General features: G+C 46.6%; 16 protein-coding genes. 5 read left to right on the top strand and 11 right to left on the bottom strand.

Going from position 1 to position 19,554, the window contains the following annotated elements:
• Positions 1–83 precede the first annotated feature (83 nt).
• From ACO0KW_RS13915 to msrA, 10 genes are all read right to left on the bottom strand, one after another.
• The gene (locus tag ACO0KW_RS13915; RefSeq protein ID WP_423053829.1) at positions 84–1,028 is read right to left on the bottom strand and encodes a LysR substrate-binding domain-containing protein; all 945 of its coding nucleotides are present in this window, start codon (positions 1,026–1,028) and stop codon (positions 84–86) included.
• Positions 1,029–1,097: 69 nt separating this feature from the next.
• On the bottom strand, positions 1,098–1,874 hold the full coding sequence (locus ACO0KW_RS13910) for an SDR family oxidoreductase (RefSeq protein WP_423053828.1): 777 nt from the start codon (positions 1,872–1,874) through the stop codon (positions 1,098–1,100).
• Positions 1,867–2,796 carry an L-arabinose ABC transporter permease AraH gene (araH, locus tag ACO0KW_RS13905; RefSeq protein WP_423053827.1) on the bottom strand — a complete coding sequence of 310 codons (930 nt, stop codon included), beginning with the start codon at positions 2,794–2,796 and terminating at the stop codon, positions 1,867–1,869. The genes ACO0KW_RS13910 and araH overlap by 8 nt, the downstream gene beginning before the upstream one ends.
• Before the next feature lie 118 nt (positions 2,797–2,914).
• On the bottom strand, positions 2,915–4,432 hold the full coding sequence (araG, locus tag ACO0KW_RS13900; RefSeq protein ID WP_423053826.1) for an L-arabinose ABC transporter ATP-binding protein AraG: 1,518 nt from the start codon (positions 4,430–4,432) through the stop codon (positions 2,915–2,917).
• A 13-nt stretch (positions 4,433–4,445) separates the two neighbouring features.
• Positions 4,446–5,495: an arabinose ABC transporter substrate-binding protein gene (locus ACO0KW_RS13895; RefSeq protein ID WP_423053824.1), complete on the bottom strand. Its 1,050-nt coding sequence runs from the start codon at positions 5,493–5,495 to the stop codon at positions 4,446–4,448.
• 70 nt (positions 5,496–5,565) lie between these two features.
• Entirely contained in the window at positions 5,566–6,462 is an 897-nt protein-coding gene (locus ACO0KW_RS13890; protein WP_423053823.1) for an SMP-30/gluconolactonase/LRE family protein, read from the bottom strand.
• Positions 6,462–7,175 carry a 2-dehydro-3-deoxy-6-phosphogalactonate aldolase gene (locus ACO0KW_RS13885; RefSeq protein WP_423053821.1) on the bottom strand — a complete coding sequence of 238 codons (714 nt, stop codon included), beginning with the start codon at positions 7,173–7,175 and terminating at the stop codon, positions 6,462–6,464. The genes ACO0KW_RS13890 and ACO0KW_RS13885 overlap by 1 nt, the downstream gene beginning before the upstream one ends.
• Positions 7,172–8,191 carry a 2-dehydro-3-deoxygalactonokinase gene (locus ACO0KW_RS13880; protein WP_423053819.1) on the bottom strand — a complete coding sequence of 340 codons (1,020 nt, stop codon included), beginning with the start codon at positions 8,189–8,191 and terminating at the stop codon, positions 7,172–7,174. Before ACO0KW_RS13880 ends, ACO0KW_RS13885 begins: the two co-directional genes overlap by 4 nt.
• The gene (gene dgoD, locus ACO0KW_RS13875; protein WP_423053817.1) at positions 8,185–9,333 is read right to left on the bottom strand and encodes a galactonate dehydratase; all 1,149 of its coding nucleotides are present in this window, start codon (positions 9,331–9,333) and stop codon (positions 8,185–8,187) included. Before dgoD ends, ACO0KW_RS13880 begins: the two co-directional genes overlap by 7 nt.
• A 294-nt stretch (positions 9,334–9,627) precedes the next feature.
• Positions 9,628–10,176, bottom strand: coding sequence for a peptide-methionine (S)-S-oxide reductase MsrA (gene msrA, locus ACO0KW_RS13870; protein WP_423053815.1), 549 nt, complete (start codon positions 10,174–10,176; stop codon positions 9,628–9,630).
• 95 nt (positions 10,177–10,271) lie between these two features.
• On the opposite strand from msrA, the gene ACO0KW_RS13865 reads away from it, so the two are divergent.
• Positions 10,272–11,630 carry a site-specific integrase gene (locus ACO0KW_RS13865; protein WP_423053813.1) on the top strand — a complete coding sequence of 453 codons (1,359 nt, stop codon included), beginning with the start codon at positions 10,272–10,274 and terminating at the stop codon, positions 11,628–11,630.
• Between the two features lie 356 nt (positions 11,631–11,986).
• On the top strand, positions 11,987–13,105 hold the full coding sequence (locus ACO0KW_RS13860) for a plasmid recombination protein (protein ID WP_423053812.1): 1,119 nt from the start codon (positions 11,987–11,989) through the stop codon (positions 13,103–13,105).
• A 667-nt stretch (positions 13,106–13,772) separates the two neighbouring features.
• Here the strand turns inward: ACO0KW_RS13860 and ACO0KW_RS13855 are convergent.
• A complete protein-coding gene (locus ACO0KW_RS13855; protein ID WP_423053811.1) occupies positions 13,773–14,000 on the bottom strand; it encodes a hypothetical protein in 228 nt (75 codons plus the stop codon).
• Positions 14,001–14,429: 429 nt separating this feature from the next.
• Between ACO0KW_RS13855 and ACO0KW_RS13850 the strand changes: the two genes are divergently transcribed.
• The 3 genes from ACO0KW_RS13850 (at position 14,430) to ACO0KW_RS13840 (ending at position 19,546) form a co-directional block, all read left to right on the top strand.
• On the top strand, positions 14,430–15,785 hold the full coding sequence (locus tag ACO0KW_RS13850; RefSeq protein ID WP_423053810.1) for a hypothetical protein: 1,356 nt from the start codon (positions 14,430–14,432) through the stop codon (positions 15,783–15,785).
• A 116-nt stretch (positions 15,786–15,901) separates the two neighbouring features.
• On the top strand, positions 15,902–16,711 hold the full coding sequence (locus ACO0KW_RS13845; protein ID WP_423053808.1) for a hypothetical protein: 810 nt from the start codon (positions 15,902–15,904) through the stop codon (positions 16,709–16,711).
• 6 nt (positions 16,712–16,717) lie between these two features.
• Positions 16,718–19,546, top strand: coding sequence for an ATP-binding protein (locus ACO0KW_RS13840; RefSeq protein WP_423053807.1), 2,829 nt, complete (start codon positions 16,718–16,720; stop codon positions 19,544–19,546).
• The last annotated feature ends 8 nt before the right edge of the window (positions 19,547–19,554 follow it).

Here is a 19,554-nt window from a genome sequence, read left to right as displayed (position 1 = left end):
GCAGGACAGAAGTAAAAGAAAAAGCGCCTTTTCTCTCGTATCGTTTTTACTGAAAACGAAGATAAATGTTATCGGCAACGATCCTAATTGCGCTGATCGGCGACCTGACGCAAAACGTCGAGCATAGCCTGCGCACCTGGCGACAGACGATGTTGTTTGCGCGTGATGATGCCGTAGGCATCCATGCGCAAACCCAGATCAAATTGCAGCTCAACCAAGAGGCCAGAATCCAAATAATGCTGGACCGATTCTGGCGGCAACGCGATCACTAAATCGCTAGCTAGTAATAAGCTGGTGATCACGGGTATTGCTGAAGTTTCTATCGCATCTGAAGGCAAATCGACCCCCTGCGCGAGGAACAGGGCCGTTAAACGTTCACGTAAAATACTGCCCGATGGCGGCAAGATCCAGGCGGCTTCTGCCAAGTCAGCTAATTGCAAGTTATCGCGTTTCGCAAACGGATGATCGGGCCGCACGATGAGTTTATGCGGTTCATCTTGTAGTGCTTCAAATTTCAATTCGGCGTAACTATCGTTTCCCGAAATCAAACGACCTATCATCATATCGAGTTCGCCTGAACGCAGTTGCTGCAATAACAGCGTACTGGTATCAACCGCGATGGAGACATTCACTTTGGGATGGTTCTCTTTGAATTTTTTCACTGCGCGCGGCACCAGACTAGTCGATGGTGTAATCACCGTACCGATCGCTACCTGTCCGCGCAAACCAGAAAATAATTCCATCACTTCTTGATGCGCGGTATTCATTTCTGCCAATGCCGTGCCGGCACGGCGTACCATAATTTCACCATACCAGGTCGGAGAAATGCCCCGTGCTAATCGTTCAAATAATTGCACGCCTAAAGCGTATTCAAGTTCTGCTAATAATTTGGAAGCCGCAGGTTGCGTCATGTGTGCCGCTTCGGCGGCGCGCAAAATTGATCCATGACGACCTAATTCGACCAGCAATACCAGATGGCGGGTTTTTAAATGGGTGCGGACAAAACGGTCAGCAATCGGGTCTCTCATGGTTTCACCTGGTCATTGAACTTACTGATTGTTCTGCACGTTGATACACGTCTATGCACGCCTATGCGCTTACTCGTGATACAGCTGACTACGTCCGCCATCGATCAAGATATCGGTGGCATTGATATAGCGTGCTTCGTCACTCGCCAAAAACAGTGCAGTCTGCGCCACTTCTTCTGGTAAGCCTATACGGCCACAAGGTAATAAATCGGCCTGACGTTGCTGCTCGGCTTCTGGATTGGGACAAGATGCTAGCCAGTTTTGTATGGCCTCAGTCAATATCAATCCCGGCGAAATGGAATTCACACGGATGCCGCGTCTCGCATATTCAATCCCCAGCGAACGCGTCAAGCCGATCAAAGCGTGCTTCGCCACTGGATACGGAAAACAACCAGGAATAATTTTATGTCCATGCACAGAGGCGATATTCACAATGGATCCCGCCGCTTGCGCCAGCATCTGAGGTAACACGGCACGACTGGCATTCCAGACGCCATCCAGATCCACAGCAAAACAGCGTTGCCATTGCTCTTGCGTCATTTCCAAGGGATCGGAAAACACATTCATACCGGCGTTATTGATCAAAATATCGATCTTGCCAAAGCGCGCACAAGCTTGTTCTGCCAAGCTTTCCATCGCCTTACTATCAGCCACATCGGCTTTCACAAACAAGCTATGTTCACTGCCCAGTTCTGCACTGATAGCCTGCGCGGCAGCATCGTTCACATGGCTATTTAAAACCACCTTCGCGCCCTCGCGCGCAAAAGCTCTGGCGGTTGCTGCGCCTATGCCTAAGGTCGATCCTGTGACGATGGCGACCTTGCCTTCTAATCTTAAATTAGCCATGACGCCCCCGCGTTCTGAATTGATCAAACATCACAGCTGCCAACAAAATAAGGCCGCGCATGAGATATTGGTAAAAGGTGTCGACATCTTTTAAGTTCATGACGTTCTCGACTGTCCCCATAATTAGAACCCCGATCAGTACACCGAATATTTTTGCCTTACCGCCTTGCAGAGAAACACCACCCAATACACAAGCAGAGATCACATCTAATTCAAAGCCCTGAGCTGCATTGGGCTGCCCACTAGTAATCCGAGAGGCTAAAATCAAACCTGCGATCGCAGTCACCACCCCTTGTATCAAGAAGATCCACACCCTTAATGCTCGTACTTTGACACCAGCTAACTCAGCTGCTTCGGGGTTGCCACCTATTGCCAATGTATTGCGCCCGAACACGGTGTGGTTCAGCAATACACCAAAAATCAAAAAACAAATTCCCAAAACGATGACTGGCATAGGCAAACCCACAACGCGCGCATCGCCGAAGCTCATGAAGCTTTCATTCGCAATTCCGACTGCCTGACCATTCGATACGATAAACGCCAAACCGCGCACCATGAGCATGGTCGCCAAAGTCGCGATGAGTGCATTCACCCGCAGGTAGGCAATCAATATGCCATTGCCAGCACCGATCAAAGCGCCTGCCAATACCGCAGCGCCGATCGCTAGCGCCACGCTATCAGCGTGCTCTAAAACGAGTGCACCAAGGACACCGGCAAAAGCAATGGTTGACCCCACCGACAAATCAAAATCACGTGATGCCAGACACATCATCATGGTGCATGCGACCATACCGATTTGCGAAACCGACAACATCAAGCCGATCAGATTGGTACCAGAGAAAAAATTCTCTACGGTGAGGGATAATATCGCGAACAACATCAAATAAGCGAGCGGCATGCCTTGCTTCGCGAGAATGCTCATAAGGGAATTTTGTCGCCTTACTATTGTGCTCGTTTGTAAGGTGCTGGCTTGGTTCTGGGATGACATTTTTTACTCCAAAAATTTTTTCTACTTTGTATTGTTTTATCTTATTTTTTCATTAATCAGGCAATGCCAATTTCAGTACCGCCGCTTCGTTCGCCTCTTCGCGTCGCAATTCACCGCTGATCTGACCATCGCGCATGACTATGATGCGATCTGAAATGCCTAAGATTTCTGGTAACTCACTAGAAATCACCATCACGCAACAACCCGTTTTTGCTACTTCGTAAATAATGCGATAGATTTCATTTTTTGCGCCGACATCAATACCGCGGGTGGGTTCATCCAAGATCAACACATTCAAATTATCTTGCGCCAGCCAGCGTGCCAGGATAACTTTTTGCTGATTACCGCCGGATAAATTCGCTATCGTCTGTTCGCGTGAGGGTGTTTTGATATTGAGTTTTTGTATGAGCTGGTCAGCTAATTGTGCTTCTTCTGCGTGACGCAAAAATAGTCCGGCAATTAAGTTGCCGCGGCGGTTGGCGATATTGATATTTTCTGCCACCGATGCTTGCGGCAAGATGCCTTGTTCTTTTCTATCTTCTGGACATAACACGATCCCAGAAGTGATTGCCTTACTCACTGTCATTGGAGCAAGCTCGTTACCATCGAGGTATATACTGGCGCCATTTTTCGCTTTATCTATGCCATACAGTATGCGCAGTAACTCAGTACGCCCCGCACCAACCAGGCCGAAGAAGCCCAATATTTCACCAGAACGCACAAAAAAACTCTGGGGTGCTACTGGTGAATTTACGTCCCGCTTTACACGAGATTTTGCAGCTAAGTTCGTCACCTGCAAACGTGTTGCTCCGATCTGACGTGTTTGATAATCATAGATATCACTCAGCTCACGCCCTACCATATCGCTGATCAAAATGTCTTGCGCAACTGCGGCCATCTGCGCATGTGTAGCGACTTTTTTGCCATCACGAAAAATCGTGCAGGCATCGCATATGGCATATAACTCTTCTAGGCAGTGCGAGATGTAAATAATGGTACGGCCTTGCTCACGCAAGTCACGAATGATACGAAACAAAATTTCCGTTTCGCGGTGCGATAGACTACTAGTCGGCTCATCAAAGGCGATGATCAGTGCATCTTGCATCAGCGCCTTGCAGATCTCAACCATCTGCCTTTGGGCAATCGACAGATTGACTAGTAGCTGATCAGGATCAAGTTCTACGCCCAGCATTTGCAAGCGTTCGTTCACCAATTTGCGCGCGGCAGCTTTGTCAACAAAGCCAAAGCGACGCGGCAAGCGGCCTAGCAAAATATTTTCTGTGACAGTTAATTCCGGCACATATTGCAACTCTTGGTGAATCACCGCCACACCTGCGGCAATCGCATCACCAGCACTGTGAAATGCCTGCGCCTGACCGGCGATTCGCAAACAGCCATGATCCGGTTTATATTGGCCGCCAAGGATTTTGAGTAGCGTGGATTTACCCGCACCATTTTCACCTAACAAGCCGTGCACCTGCCCAGCCTGTGCGCTAAAGCTGACTTGACTAAGTGCTGTCACGCCGGGGAAAAATTTGGAGACTTGCTCGAATGTTAAATACGCAGACATCGACCATCACACCTTATAAGCCAAACTGTTTGCGCACATCATGTTGATTGCTGCGCGTCATTAAGGTGCCGCTGGTCAAGGTTAATGCAGGTGGCTGACGGTTGCTGCTGATCCATTCATACATCATCATGCTGGTTTCATAGCCGTGGCGCTTAGGGCTGATCAAGACGCTGCCGAAAAAACCCGTTTGTTTTGGTTTGGCAAATTCATTTAAGGCGCTCTTACTGCCGCCTATGCCGATAGCCAGCATAGTGTCTTGCGTGAATTTCCGCGCTTCTGCGGCACGCACAGCACCGAGCACAGCTTCGTCATTCATGCCAAAAATAATCCAATGCTTAAAACTACTTTGCTTGGTGAGTACAATGTTCGCGGCGTTGTAGGCGCTTTCGGTATCGCTCTTGACCAGATTCGCATCAATCAAATTCGCGACAGGGAAACCACTGGCTTTCAAGGCATCGACTGCGCCCATGGTGCGTTCGCGTGCAGTAGGTAATTGATCGAAGGCTATGCGCATCGCGCCAACTTCTTGCAGCTTCCAACCGCGGGTTTTGATTTCGGCCAATAGACTGGCACCGACTTGCTTACCAATTTCGTAGGCAGAAATCCCCATGTGCGGAATGCTGGTTATGGCTTGCCCTTTGCCATCTTGTAGTTGATCATCAACCGAGAATACTTTGAGTTGATGGCGTTTCGCTGCGCGTTCAATGGCACTACCAAGCTTGACATCGGGGGCGCAGACGATGAATCCTTGGGCTTTTTGTGCACCAAGATTATCGATCGCAGACATTAATTTTTCGCCATTCGGTACGCCAATTTTCACCAGCGTAAATCCTTTTTCACGTGCTGCTTGTTCCGCATATTTCCATTCATCTTGAAACCAGGGTTCTTCCGCCTGCTTCACCAAGAAACCAATTTTTACAGGGTCTGCGGCAGATGAAAATGCCGATATGCCACAGAACAAGGCTGCGAGACTTAACCCAGCTAGCTGGAAAATGCGGCGACGCTTTTGAGTTGAAGTACTTATTGATTGTATGTTTAACGCCGTCTTTAACTTGGTTTTCATTTTCATCTCCGTATTTTTCTATTTTTTTTGATTGCTTTGTATTGTTTTCAATTTTTCTATTTGTCGATACTCAATCATCCAAATCATTGAACAAAGTATCTATCACACCCTGCACATCCGACACACGGACACCAAACAAGCCGCCTGCATCGGGCATTGCTTGTAACTCAGCTGCGTTCATCTCTTTACGCGAACTGGTCAACACTAAGTAATTCAATTCCGCAGAACCAAAGGCTGGACAAGTGGGATTTTTAGCCGGCAGATTCAAAATTTGCAGTACACATCCATCTGGCGCATATTGCACTACACGCCCAGCGCCCCATTGCGCATTCCACAGGCAGCCTTGATCATCGATCACAGAACCATCGGGATAAGCATGTTTTTCTGTTTCAACAAACAAGCGAATATGACTGACAGTCGCGCTCGCTGCATCATAATCACATTGTTGAATACGTTGGCTCAACGTATCGCAAAAATACATGATCTTGCCATCGTTGCTGAAGCAAATACTATTCGCAATCGCCACCGCTGGCAGGTCTAACTGACGTAAACCATGCCGTATCGAATACTGGTAAAAATGCGCTATCGCAGCGCGGGATGAGGTCTGATCGATACTACCAAATACATAATTTCCAGCGCGATCTGTACGTCCGTCATTGACCCGAGTACTTGGCAAATCAGTTTCGACATGGACTAATGACTCAATTCGACGCGTACTAATATCAAAAAGTGCCAGACTCTTCGTCATGCCCAATAAAATTTTTCCAGACTGGCAAAGCACAAAGGATCCAACGCGATCTGGCGTGCTATACAAGGTCGGGGCAACATAGCTCTCACGCCAGCGATAAATAGCTCGGGCTTCAATATCGGTCCACCACCAGCACTGGCGTTGGCTGTCCCACAGCAAACATTCCCCCAATGTTGCTTGTTGTGCTAACAGACATGGCATGAACACCGTCGAACTCATCAAATTTCAACTCCGTAATAATGTGCGGATTCTGGCATATCATTGCTGGCGACCTCTACTCTTTCCCCGACAGCATCACAAGCACTATGCCAAGCCTGTATCAGGCCTTCCGCCCGACGTTCGACCTCAGTAACCGTCATCCCAGCGCTATACAAACTACCGCCCAATCCAAAACCACTGGCACCAGCCCGCCAATAGGCACACATATTATCTGGCGCTATGCCGCCCACTGGGAACAGATATGGCCTAGCCGATAATACTGTGCGCATTGCTTTTAACACGGAGGCACTGATCAGTTCTGCAGGATACAGTTTCAAGGCATCGGCGCCCGCTTGCAACGCGGCAAACGCCTCTGTCACCGAACTTACGCCTGGAATACAAATCATGTCTGCAGCTTTGATGGCACGCACTAGCCTCACATCAGCATGCGGCATTACTACCAGATTCGCTTGCAAATCCCGCAGATGAAACACATCGCTCAATTGCGTGACGGTGCCAGCGCCAAACAAAGCATCAGCAGGTAAGCAATCACGCAAAATGGCAATCGATCGCAAAGCTTCGGGTGAAGCCAAAGGGACTTCAATCAAGCGAAATCCCTGGCGATACAAACTGAGCGCCACACTCTCAACTTCTGCTGGACGTATGCCGCGCAATATCGCGATCAATGGTAGCTGGCTGATTGCTGTTTTCAAGTAGAAGGAACTCGGTGTCATGTGCCCACCTTTTGTTCAATTCTTGTACTTGTGCTACCTGCATTTACCGAATCAATTGCTCTAGCGATTGACCACAATCCCGTCGGTGCGGTATTCGACAAAATGCTGGCATTGTGCACTCCACAATGGGATAGCGCCTGCGCATAATGCGAACACAGACCTGGATCGCCGACCAATATTAGTGGCTCTTGCTCCAGACCAGCGGCTAATCGCCATCCCAGGCCCGCTTGAATTTCATGCCCTATCAGCAAACCAGATAAGTAATCTGTCAATGAAGAAGGCTGCATCATTTCCATTAAGCCTAAGGTACGTACTGCGAACATCTGATGAGAAAATCCTAGATACATACCTTGCCGTGCATCTTCGACACCGCGCAAAAAAGCAATCGGATCGAGTTCATTTTGTTGGCTAGGCATCAATCGACCTAACACAGAATGTTGGCGCAAAATCGCAAATAGTTCGCCGGTCATGTGGGTTGCCAGCGCAGTGACTTTGCCCTGTTCGATTTGCACCCATTTCGAGTGCGTTCCTGGCAATATAATGCAAGAGCGCCGACTTGCCTCTTGGCGCAAACTCAACACACCGGCAATTTGCGTTTCTTCACCACGCATCACATCGGGCACACCATTCGCCGGGCGATAGGCCATACCAGGCACAATATAAAAGCGCCGATGATCTACTCCCTTTACCGACATCACCCGCGCTGCGATTGCATTCACGTCGGATGGGCACGCGATATACGGCACTTCTAACCAGCCATGTTTACTACCGACCATACCGCATGCTAATACTTTAATATCGGGATATTCTTGCAGCCAATCACCCGCCAGTTGCTCAAGACTTTGCTCATAAGCCCAGGCGGAACCATTCATACTTGAACTCCCCTGTGCGCTGGTGCGGGTAGCTAAAACTTCACCATGCGTGCCGATCAAAAACACACGGAGACAGGTGCTCCCCCAATCGACCCCAATCATGTGTGGATCGAGTTTAGAAGCTTTTTTATAGACGTCTACCATTCTGCGATACTCCCATCCGCATGACGCCAGACCGGATTGCGCCAGTCAGGTGCATTTTCACTCGCCTCGATCACACGTCGCTCATCAATTTCCACGCCTAAACCTGGTTTGGTAAACGGCTTAATATAGCCATTTTCTAAAGAGAAATCTTCGCGATTGAGTACATAGTCGAGTAACTCCGCACCCTTGTTGTAATGGATACCCATGCTCTGCTCCTGCAGCACCGCATTATGCGATACAAAATCGACCTGCAAGCATGACGCCAAGGCCACCGGCCCCAACGGACAGTGCGGTGCCAAAGCGATATCGTAAGCTTCTGCCATCGCAGCGATTTTGACGCATTCAGTAATGCCACCGGCATGCGACAAATCCGGTTGCACTATAGATAAACCGCCTTGTTCAAACACGCGCTTAAATTCATAACGTGAATACATACGCTCACCTGCGGCCAGAGGAATGCACGTGCTATTGGCAAGGCGTGGGTAGTATTCCGCGTTTTCGGCGAGTACTGGCTCTTCAACAAATAAGGGACGATATGGCTCAAGTTCACGCAATAAAACTTTCGCCATCGGTGCGCTGACACGCCCATGAAAATCAAGCCCAAACTCGATCTCGTTCCCGAAAGCAGAACGAATTTCTGCAACCCGCGCCACCGCTGCATCGACCGCAATCGAGCTATCGATCAATGCCATTTCTTCGGTGCCGTTCATCTTAAACGTATCGAAACCGAGCTCACGTAATTTGCGGATACTGGCAATCACGTCGGCTGGGCGATCTCCGCCAACCCAGCTGTAAGTTTTCATCTTTTCGCGCACTAAGCCACCAAGTAATTCATACACTGGCACACCCAAAGCCTTACCTTTAATATCCCACAATGCCTGATCAATGCCAGCAATCGCACTCATCAAAATCGCCCCACCGCGATAAAAACCCCCGCGATACATTTCCTGCCAGAGATCATTAATACGCGCTGGATCCTTGCCGATCAGATTCGGGGCAAATTCCTGCACCGCGGTTTCGACAGTGCGTGCGCGACCTTCAATCACTGGTTCACCCCAGCCCGTAATACCGGCATCGGTTTCAATTTTCAACAGCATCCAACGTGGTGGGATGCGATAAGTCGTCAGTTTTGTAATCTGCATAGGGCGGAATCAAAGAAGGAACAAACCGCAGTGTAGAACCTCGAGCTAGATCACAAATATGAATTATATTACTCAAGCTATATTAATTTGGAATACATCGCTTGAGTAGTGATCAGAATGAAGAAATTAATCATGGGGAATGCAACAGAATTTCTAAAATAAAATTCTTTGTTTGAAATGATGGCTGTAGCGAGCAGGAAGAGATGGTACTAGACAAGCAAGGCTGCAAGTTCGCTCTCCAGCTTGTGGAAAGCGACTATGTAGATCCGCAGATGACGGCGCATTTCAAGCTAATTATGCTATCAACTTACCCGCAAACGCCTTACGTGCCTTTGCGACTTTTGGTGCCACCACAAATGAGCAATAACCTTGTTGTGGATGTTGACGGAAATAGTTTTGATGGTAAGCCTCGGCCAGGTAGAACTGTGGTGCCATGCTCAGCTCAGTCACGATGGGATCGTCCCAGACGCCAGCCATTTTTTGCATGACTTCTAGCGCGATTTTTTTCTGCTCTTCGTCATGAAAGTAAATCACCGAGCGGTATTGTGTGCCTTGGTCAGCACCTTGACGATTGAGCGTAGTCGGATCGTGAATCGTGAAAAAAATTTCTAAGATTTCGGCATAGCTAATCAAGGTCGGATCAAAGCGCAAACGCACGACTTCGGCGTGTCCAGTCGTTCCCGTGCAAATTTGCTCATACGTCGGGTTGTGGATTTGACCACCACAATAGCCAGATTCAACGCTAGTGACACCACGAATCTGTTGGAAAACTGCCTCGGTACACCAGAAACAACCACCACCTAAAGTGATGGTTTCAATCTTCATAACTTGTTGATTTTCCATAATATTTACCTTTTAGGATGCTTCGTCTCATTTGACAAAACGGTCAAAAGTGCTCTAAAATTTGGCAGAAATTTGCCAAAGATTGGAGCCTACCGATGTCTGCCCTACCGCGTGGAGTGACACAAGTTCTGTGGAAAAACAAGACCAAGACCAAAGAAAAGCAGGTCAAGTTCCGTGTTCGTGTCAACAAGAAAGTCAATGGTATACCGTTCAAGATAGACCAGTTGTGCGATACCTTGGAAGAGGCGAAGGACTTACTTGCAACCTGTCAATCAAATATTGGTAGGCAAACACTCAATAAAATTGAATTAGAACAAAATGAGAAAGCAAAAAAAATTGCTGACATTTTGACCAGCCCACCGATTTCATTTTATATTAAGAAATATATTGCCGAAAATATTCCGGAGATGCAAGACGATTTAAAGAAGAGAAATAGAGCCAGTAAATTATCATTCTTTAAGACGATTGGAAACACCGCAATTCCTGACCGTCATAACGAGATAGCACAACCCCTGTTGAATGCCGGAGGCTTGTTGGCTCAAATGGCACAAAATACCATTTCCAACAGTGGAAAAAAGAGATTTGCAGATTTCAAGCCTGAACAGATTACCTATATGGAAATCAATGACTATATTAAGGCTCGCTTGTCCACTCCTGCAGTTTCAAGATATGGCACAAATTTGGGTCGCAATGTTTCCAAGATTTCCGTTTCCCGTGAATTATCATTTATCAAAAAATTGTTTGATAACCTACGGCACCAAGAAAACAGGTTCAAGGGAATTCCCAACCCTGTTACTGAATATGATAAAGATTTATTAAAAAATCGTGACCCTAAAAATGATTACCGACTGAGTGACGAAGACAAAGAAATTCTTTTCAATGCTCTGGACAAGCACCCTAATCCAGAGATGAAGCAAATTTGTTTGCTTTCCTATTATTGCGGTTTTCGTCGCAGTGAAATTGTTCCGCTGACTTGGGAGCAAGTTCGCTTGAACGAAAATTACATTCAACTCTATCAAACAAAATCAGGCAGACCCAGAAAAGTAATTATTACAAAACAAGCTCGTGAAATTTTGGAAAGCATTCCAAGAAAAGAAAATCAACCCAGATTATTTACATATACCTTGTATGGATTTTCTGGCTCGTTTGATAAATTCAACGAACGAATTGGAATGAAAGACAAAGGGTTTCATTTCCATTTTTTCCGTCGTGAAGCCATTTCAAATCTAGTATTTAATATCGGACAAGCCACTGGAATGGATGGTTCTAATTTCTCCATTCTTATTAGTGAACTTCTGGGCATTGAAAATGTCCGTCATTTGGAAAAAAATCATTTGGCTGAACTACCCACCAACACATTAAACAGTCAAATTGATATTATGAAGTCGGTTGGGCACAACAATAAACAGACGACAAAAAGGTACAGTCCTATCAAAATACCAACGAAGAATTAACCCGTCTTCTTGAATTTACCGGAAGGACCCAGACGAGCTGGTCCATTTTGCCTACGGCACCTTTCTGCAAAGATAGGTGCTTTTTTATGCCTGCTTTATTTTTGTGAATGGAACATTCACAAAAATGAAGTAGGTGCTCCCAGCCGGGAAAATATCGCAGATAAAAGCGGAGCGAAGTCAAAGCAAGCTCGCCTTGCTTCCGGGTTATAGGCCCAGCCAGGACCTCCGGTAGGACCGACACTTATGAAGCGAAGCGTAATAAGTATAGTCGGTCACTAAACCGTGGAATAAGGTTGACCTTCGGAAAGAAAACGCTAATATAAAAATACAAGAATAATAATAAAGCGAGGTTCAAAATGAAGGAAGGGAGCTATCAATTCATACACGTGGATGCCTATGGTCGTGAAGGCAGTAGCCAAACAAAAACGAGCACAAATAAGCACGGCGCGAAAGTGACTACCACAACAAAATCACGTAGTGCAAAAGAGATTTTGGCTGAACAGTGGAGAGAAGTAGGAGCCTGCCCCCATATTAAAAATCCGTGCAAGCCGGGTCTTTTATACGGTGTAGCTCCTGCCGAAGTTTTACCTATTATTAATGAATGGGCAGAAAATTCCAAAGATGCCCAAGGTAGAAAATTGCGAAAGGATGCTCATTGTGCTTTGATTGGTGTAGCTTCTCTTCCTCGTGAAATGGAAGACAACTTCCCAGAATTTGCCGAAGACACTTTGCTGTGGTTGAAAGAAAAATACGGCGATAGATTAAAGAGTGTTGTATATCACAATGACGAAGCCCACCCGCATTTACATTTTACTGTGGTGCCTCGCATTGGTGAAAGATTTGATGGCATTCACGAAGGTTTGAAGGCCAAAAATGAAGCGAAGAGAAATAATAAAAAAGCAGGTGAACAAAATCTTGCTTATATTGAAGCGATGAGAGGCATGCAGGACGAATTCAGTAAAAAGGTCGCTATGTGCCATGGCCTAACCCGAATCGGCCCAGGTCGTAGAAGATTGACCCGTTCCCAATGGAAGGCAGAAAAGGCCCAGGCTGCTTTTTTTGCTGATGCCAAGGCCCAACACAAGGTAGCCAGAAAAAATGGCTATAAAGTGGGTTTAAAGCAAGCAGAAGAGAAAACCAAGGAACTAGGTTCCAAGGTCGGAAATTGGTTTGCTGGTGCCTTGGGTGGTTTTCATAAGCCAACCGCCCAAGCATTGGAACAGGTGGAAAAAGTCCAACAAGAAGCTGAGAAGAAAAAGAAAAAAGCTGATGCTTATGCGAAGCAAGCCAAAGAATGGGCAGATAAAAGAGTTGCTTCTGTGGGAAATCAAATTACAGCGGAAAAATCCAGAAATTTAGAGTTAGAAAAAGAATTGACCAAGACCGAAGAAAAAACCAAAGATATGTTTAATATAATAAATTGGTATGAGAAAAAATTCGGCAAAGCTCCTGATAACTTGCCAAAATTAAAGTGAATTTTTCGCCGTTTCCATTTTTATTTACTATCGTAAATCTCTAACGAGTACTTCTTTGCTTGGGTACTATTATTCTTTTTCACTTGTGTACTATTAATATTTACTATACAAATGATGATTAATAATACTTTGCCTTCACCGTGCTATCACACGGTTACGGCAAAGTCTTACCCTACCCGAAAATTCGAGTTGGGACTTCACCGTAACCGTGTGATAGCGACCACATAGCACGGACGGAAAATAATTAACCATTTCCGTTTAGCAAGTTCGTTCTGTTAATAGAACATTTGGGGGGTCTTGCCTTGTCTTCCCTGTTGCTTTCCAAATTCGCCTTTTAAGTTCTAGCATACTTTCACCATATTAATGGTGTCGCTACCTGTTTGGGGGGATTTACAGTTATCAGGGATTTACCCTTGAATATTTCTAACCTGCCTTCATACAAACCATTCGCGTTAGCAATTTTTCGACCGAGGAACTTAATCGACGCATAAAAAAATTGCCCTAGCAATCTCTCACTAAGGCAATTTAATATTTATTTGGTCTTGACAATTAATCTGAATTTAATATTATTAAATTACCAATCGGGGGATTGTTATTGTACTTATATTCAAATTATCTTGAATGTCAAGGGTGCAATAAAAAAGCCAGTCAAATGACTGGCTTTTTATTAATTGACCTTCTTTAACCGAAATCCTTTGCCTTGCATGCAGAGCTTGAGCAGTTCGGCCTCTTCAGTAGCCGGAGTTTTATTGAGCCGTATTTGATAACGGCATTCGGAAAGGGCGTCCGTCCGCTGGAACTCTGAGGCGCCTTCCTTTACGTAGTCATAACGGGGAGGTGCAGCACAAGCCGAGATTAAAACAGCCACCACGGCAAGTAAAAGTCTTGTTTTCATTTTTGGTGTTGCTCCCTTTGATAGAAGTGAAAAGTTGTAAATGACTTCCGAATTTTACAACCAAACGTACAACAGTGGAATGTTGTCGTCGAAATTTGTCAAAAATGTGGCAGAACATTTCTGACAAAAATCTATCTACTTGATTTATATATGGTTTTTAAACAAAGATGATTCGAGGCACCAAAAACATCCACCGCCTAAGCTTGCGGTTTGTTCAATTTGCGTATTCATTAATTCTCTCCAAACGATTCAAAATCAGGGATTTACCTACTTTTAGTCTATTTTTAACGCACATTCTTACACTATTTGCCTTAAAAGAAATATTGCACCGTTTTTTTCATTTTTAAAGCCCAAAAGAACTAGCTGATAAGCACCTAAAAGTAATTTTTTAACAATACTAAACCCGCGCTCAAGCAGGTAAAATGCGGCATGCAAAATTTTGACGACGAATCCATAGTAAGAATAGAAGACGATTTATCCGATCAGAACGATTTAAGTCTCAAGTCTTACTTCAAATCCAGTTTAACTCCCGACGATGTTGTTGCCCTCGCCCCTTTGCGGCGCGCGCAGCCTATGCTGCAAGCGTTTACAGCATTATTCCACGGCGGCATCAATAGCGTCTTAATGCGCCTGCTGGTCTTGCGCGAATTGACGGCGGATGTCGACTCGCCTTCGCTCAGTCGCGCCGACATTAACGCCAAACTCGGTTATCTGGAACCCGAAGCGCTCGAAACCGTTTTAACGCGCTTGCGCAGCACCGGACTCTTGGTGTGGGATCCTAGCCAATCCGTGTATCGCATTGCGCCCATGGCGCGCAATGTCTTAGCAGCGATTGAATCCCTGATCCAAGTCGAACAGCAAGACGATCCGTCCGAAGTCAGCTATATGTTGACCCAAGTTGCGGGTGCACAAGCCGTCGGTGGCGTTTCGGTCGAACAATTACATCATTTACTCGGCCGCTTAATTGAATTGACCGAAGAATTTTCTGATGCGATTGCCTCAGGCTCAGAGTTCCAACTCCGGACTGCCCAACAAAAATGGCATACAGCCTGTGATTGGGTAGAAAAAGGTTCGCAGATTATCCACGCGATCACCAATGATAGTCGCGCTGACTCTGCAACGCACCGAGCAGCTCAGGCAATTGGCAGAGCGCAAAGTGCGCTACTGAATATGCAAGGCATGTTTTCACGCGCTTTAAATCAAATTGAACGTCAACGCGTACATCTGGGTCAATCGGGTTTATCAACGACCGATATCAAGATGTGGTTATTGCAGCGTGAAGATTTAGCTTCGCTCGCCGATGGCGCACTATCGCATCCAGTGACACCGCACTTCATTACGCCATCTGAAATGATCGACGTGGCGGAAAGCGAATTGCTCAGCCATCGCAATTCAGCGGTCTTGGGTGTATTGCCGACCGGTGAAAATGCGCCATCGATTGCGAATGATAATAGCGAAGCTTTGTTAGAACTCGATCATTGGTTAGATTTGCTCGGCAAAATTGATGGCAAGTCCTATGATCCAGAGACCAAAAAACACAAACCATTACAAGATTATTTATTACCCGCCAGTTTTGCGATTGCCTCCTACCGCGCTTCGCTGCTGCCTTTGATTGGTGATGCGAATGAAGCCTCATTACAAGGTGCGACCGCCATTTTGGCGCGTTTGCCTTTGAGCTTTAACTCCAAAGATAAAATGCGCAAACTATCAGATCCACACATCGCGGCAATCTCGGTGGCTAGCTTGCTACCTTTGAATATGCCGCAGGATGATACCCATGAATAAGTTCCAAACCTCTCAACACAGAGACACAGAGAAAGGGAGAAAGACAAGAGCAAGCTCTGTGCGTTCTCTGTACCTCAGTGTCGCTGTGGCTAATGGTTTTAAAAAAGAGATTTCCCATGACTGAAGACGCACAAATCCTTATCGCCCGTTTGTTGGCGCATCAGACTTTACGTCGTGAAGACAAGTTAGTAAAACGCGCTTTATCGGACGAAATTTTCCGTAGCGACATCGACACCCGCCTAAAAGCTTGCGGCATGAAGTTTGTTGATAACGTATATGCCGACCATGTGACCTTGGCACTAACGCGCGACAGTGAATCCAAAGTATTCGGTACCAAAGACACCTGGCAGAACAATAATTTTGGCCTGGCACGTGATGGCGTCGCTTTATTGGTAGTGTTGTGGTCACTGATTATTTTGCCGAAGCGCGAACGCCAAGAAGCGCATCAAATGGCACAGGAAGACCAGAACGATATGTTCGGCAAAGAGAAACCACTGCCACGCGCGGAAGATACTTCGATCGGCATTTCTTATCGCACTCTGCTCGCCGATTTTGGCGAAAAGCTGGGCAAGAAAACGCGAATGGATATGAATCTCGGCCAACTCTCGCGTCTGGGATTTATCGAACGCAAAATGGATCTGATTATGGAAGGTCCATTGCTCGATTTATTGATGGATACGGATGCATTAAAAGACCGCATCATCAACGGTGCACTTTCGGATATTTTCCATATTCCTATGCCGCGTACACCAGCGGTGATCGAAGCGGAACGAATTGCGGCAGCCGAGGCTGCAGAGATCGAGTTGGACAAACAAACCGAATCAAACAATCAAAGCGATCCAGTTACCGCAGCGGAATCCGTTTCCGATGTTGATTCCAATGCTGACTCCACCAGTGCCACCGATAACAACACAGAAAAAGAATAAGCCATCATGTTTCACATCAAATCACTAGAACTGGTTCATTGGGATTACTGGCAACGGATTAAAAACATCCCACTCGACGCCAAGATCATCACGATTGCTGGACAAAATGGTTCAGGCAAAACGACGTTGCTCGATGCTTTACGCACACTGTTTGGTTTGGAATGTTCTATGGGACGTTCGTACAAACATTATGCACGCCACTCCGGTCAACAAACTGCGTGGATACGTGCGGTAGTCGACAATAGCGCTGTAGGACCACAGATCTCGAACCGTCCTTTCCGCATGTCGGGCTTGTATGAAGATGAAGTCACGCTGTTCTGCAAAATCGAAAAAAACGGTGGTGACTGGAAACGTCAATACTTGATGCGCAGTGGCAAAATCGAGATTGAAGAAATACAAGAAGCCAACGACTGGTTGGGCGTCGAAACCTATCGCAAACGCTTGTCGCACGCTGGTCTATCCACTGCGATGGGCAAAGTGCTGGCACTAGAACAAGGCGAAACCGATAAGCTGTGCGAATACGCGCCGCGTCAATTACTCGACTTAGTGTTTCAAGTGTTCGGCGATAAAGAAGTTTTGGATGCCTACGACGATGCGAAACGTCATCAGCGCGATACCGAATCCGAACTGCAGCGCTTTGAAACCGAACTTGAAGGTGCCAAGACCAATCTGGAAGGCCTGCGTTTAAAAGTCGCAAACTTCCATCAGTGGGAAAGTCTGAACAAAGAAAAGCGAGATTTGCAGGAAGAGATTTTACCGACTCTGCAATATCACGAAGACTTGGAGCGTGCCTCAGCAACCAGCCAAGCATTACGCGCCAGCAAACGCTATTTGAAGACGCAAGACGAAGCACTATCAGAACGTCGTCAAGCACTCGCACAACAAGCACAAAATCACAGCGAAGCGCAGCAAAGTGAAGCGGCCTTAGAAGCTGAAGAATCCAATTTGCGTGAAAAACTCGCGCAAGTGAATGCCAAGCTAAAACCGCAAGAAAGCTTACTCGAACAAAAAGCGCGCTTACAAAAACTCGCTGCCGAAGCCGATGCCGACATCGCCAACATCGCTGATGAATTAGAGAAAAAAGAAGAAGAGCTCGCGCAGCAAAAACATGAACGCGACGCTTTGACTCAACGTATTGCCGGCGATATGGAAACGATCTCGGCACTGCAGGGCAAAGCCAGTTTGCCCGATCCTGAAAACGTACGTCAGATGCGCCGTGCTTTGAATGAGGCGAATATTCCACACAGCATGTTGCCTGAGATCGTCGAAGTTACCGACGCCAAATGGCAAGGTGCGGTCGAAGGCGTGATGCGTGGCTACACCTCGGTGATTTTGCTCGACAATGCCAGCGACGCTAGTGCGGCCTATCGCATCGGTGAGAAGCAACGCTATAGTCACTTTATCGTGCCGGATCGCGTTAATGCACCGGTGGTGAAAGATGATAGTTTATTGTCCGTTGTCAGTTTCAATGCCAAAGCACCAGCATGGCTGATCGAACAGTTAGAACGCATAGAAACCGTCGACAGTATCGATATCGGTATGAAGCTGCACAAGTCGCAAGAATGGATTACGCCGGACGCGTATCACTTCGAACGCCGTGGTGGTCGCTCTCTCTTTGTTGAAGTATCACGCTACCGGTTTGGTAATGCAGGTCGTACCCAGCGTTTAGAAGCTTTACAAAAAGCCCTGCCCCGTTTGCAATCGCAAGAAGATCAACTCACGATCAAGATTAGCAAACTGGCTGGTGAAATTTCTTCATACAAAGCACGCCTAGCCGGTGTCGATGCGGCCAAAGAATTGAGTGCGCGTCATGCAGAGTTTGAAGAAGCGTCTCGCAACACGCAGCCACTGAAACAACAGCGTATCGAAGTCGGCACCCGTCTCGGTGAGATCGCACCTTTGCTCAAAGCAGCAACCGAACAGCGTACCGTCGCGCACCTGAAATGGGAACAAGCCAAAGCGGCAATATCAGATGCGGAATCCCAACAACGTGTTTCAGAAAAGCGTCACGCAGAAGAGCGCAAAGCGCAATTCGAAACCCTACGCAACATGCGTAATACATGGCATACGTTACCACTCAATTGGAAACGTAGTTCGCATCGCAAAGAGCTGGTGGCAGAACATGAGAACGTACATCAAATCGAATTACGTTTGCGCAGCCTCGGCAACAACTTAGCGCGCGATGATTGGGAAACAGATTCCACGGTCGTCGATCAATACACGCGTTTAAATAACTTACTGCAAAACCGTCAGGCTGAAACTGACGAACGTCGCTATCAGAACAATCGTGCAATGGAAGCGACCGTGAATGCGCGTGCCGCTTACATGGATAGATTGCGTTACACCATCAAAACCTATAGCAAGAACATCAAACAACTGGGTGAACTGGCAGGTATTGAAGTTCACACAGATCCAGTCAAACTAGAAAATGATGACGTCATGTTGTCGCAAGCCGGATTGCATGTGCGCTTTAAGTTTGACGGCAAAGGCCCTATCGGCATGAACGACGGTGAAGCATCCGGCGGTCAGCAGGTGATGAAATCTTTGATTCTGTTAATCGGTTTATTGAAATCGGAAGACGGCTCTGGCGGATTTGTATTTATCGATGAACCCTTTGCGCATTTAGATATTCGAAATATTCAATTAGTCGGTGAATTTTTGAAAAATACCGATGCACAGTATCTGATGACGACACCATTGACGCATAACACTGACGTGTACGATCCTTCAGAATTAACGCTGATTACCAGCAAGAAGAAGAAAGACACCGAATGGGCGCAGCCGATTTTTGTCTTGCAACGTCGGGTGGAAAAAGTCAAAGACGTTCGGGCTTGAATCTTCGA

It is taken from the genome of Undibacterium sp. Ji22W (assembly GCF_049340305.1).
Taxonomy (GTDB): Bacteria; Pseudomonadota; Gammaproteobacteria; order Burkholderiales; family Burkholderiaceae_D; genus Undibacterium.
This window is presented reverse-complemented; position numbering and strand designations above follow the sequence as displayed.

Excerpts from the sequence above, each read along its gene's own strand:
- ACO0KW_RS13915 (WP_423053829.1), bottom strand. The coding sequence starts at position 1,028 with ATGAGAGACCCGATTGCTGACCGTTTTGTCCGCACCCATTTAAAAACC.
- ACO0KW_RS13910 (WP_423053828.1), bottom strand. The coding sequence starts at position 1,874 with ATGGCTAATTTAAGATTAGAAGGCAAGGTCGCCATCGTCACAGGATCG.
- araH (WP_423053827.1), bottom strand. The coding sequence starts at position 2,796 with ATGAGCATTCTCGCGAAGCAAGGCATGCCGCTCGCTTATTTGATGTTG.
- araG (WP_423053826.1), bottom strand. The coding sequence starts at position 4,432 with ATGTCTGCGTATTTAACATTCGAGCAAGTCTCCAAATTTTTCCCCGGC.
- ACO0KW_RS13895 (WP_423053824.1), bottom strand. The coding sequence starts at position 5,495 with ATGAAAACCAAGTTAAAGACGGCGTTAAACATACAATCAATAAGTACT.
- ACO0KW_RS13890 (WP_423053823.1), bottom strand. The coding sequence starts at position 6,462 with ATGAGTTCGACGGTGTTCATGCCATGTCTGTTAGCACAACAAGCAACA.
- ACO0KW_RS13885 (WP_423053821.1), bottom strand. The coding sequence starts at position 7,175 with ATGACACCGAGTTCCTTCTACTTGAAAACAGCAATCAGCCAGCTACCA.
- ACO0KW_RS13880 (WP_423053819.1), bottom strand. The coding sequence starts at position 8,191 with ATGGTAGACGTCTATAAAAAAGCTTCTAAACTCGATCCACACATGATT.
- dgoD (WP_423053817.1), bottom strand. The coding sequence starts at position 9,333 with ATGCAGATTACAAAACTGACGACTTATCGCATCCCACCACGTTGGATG.
- msrA (WP_423053815.1), bottom strand. The coding sequence starts at position 10,176 with ATGGAAAATCAACAAGTTATGAAGATTGAAACCATCACTTTAGGTGGT.
- ACO0KW_RS13865 (WP_423053813.1), top strand. The coding sequence starts at position 10,272 with ATGTCTGCCCTACCGCGTGGAGTGACACAAGTTCTGTGGAAAAACAAG.
- ACO0KW_RS13860 (WP_423053812.1), top strand. The coding sequence starts at position 11,987 with ATGAAGGAAGGGAGCTATCAATTCATACACGTGGATGCCTATGGTCGT.
- ACO0KW_RS13855 (WP_423053811.1), bottom strand. The coding sequence starts at position 14,000 with ATGAAAACAAGACTTTTACTTGCCGTGGTGGCTGTTTTAATCTCGGCT.
- ACO0KW_RS13850 (WP_423053810.1), top strand. The coding sequence starts at position 14,430 with ATGCAAAATTTTGACGACGAATCCATAGTAAGAATAGAAGACGATTTA.
- ACO0KW_RS13845 (WP_423053808.1), top strand. The coding sequence starts at position 15,902 with ATGACTGAAGACGCACAAATCCTTATCGCCCGTTTGTTGGCGCATCAG.
- ACO0KW_RS13840 (WP_423053807.1), top strand. The coding sequence starts at position 16,718 with ATGTTTCACATCAAATCACTAGAACTGGTTCATTGGGATTACTGGCAA.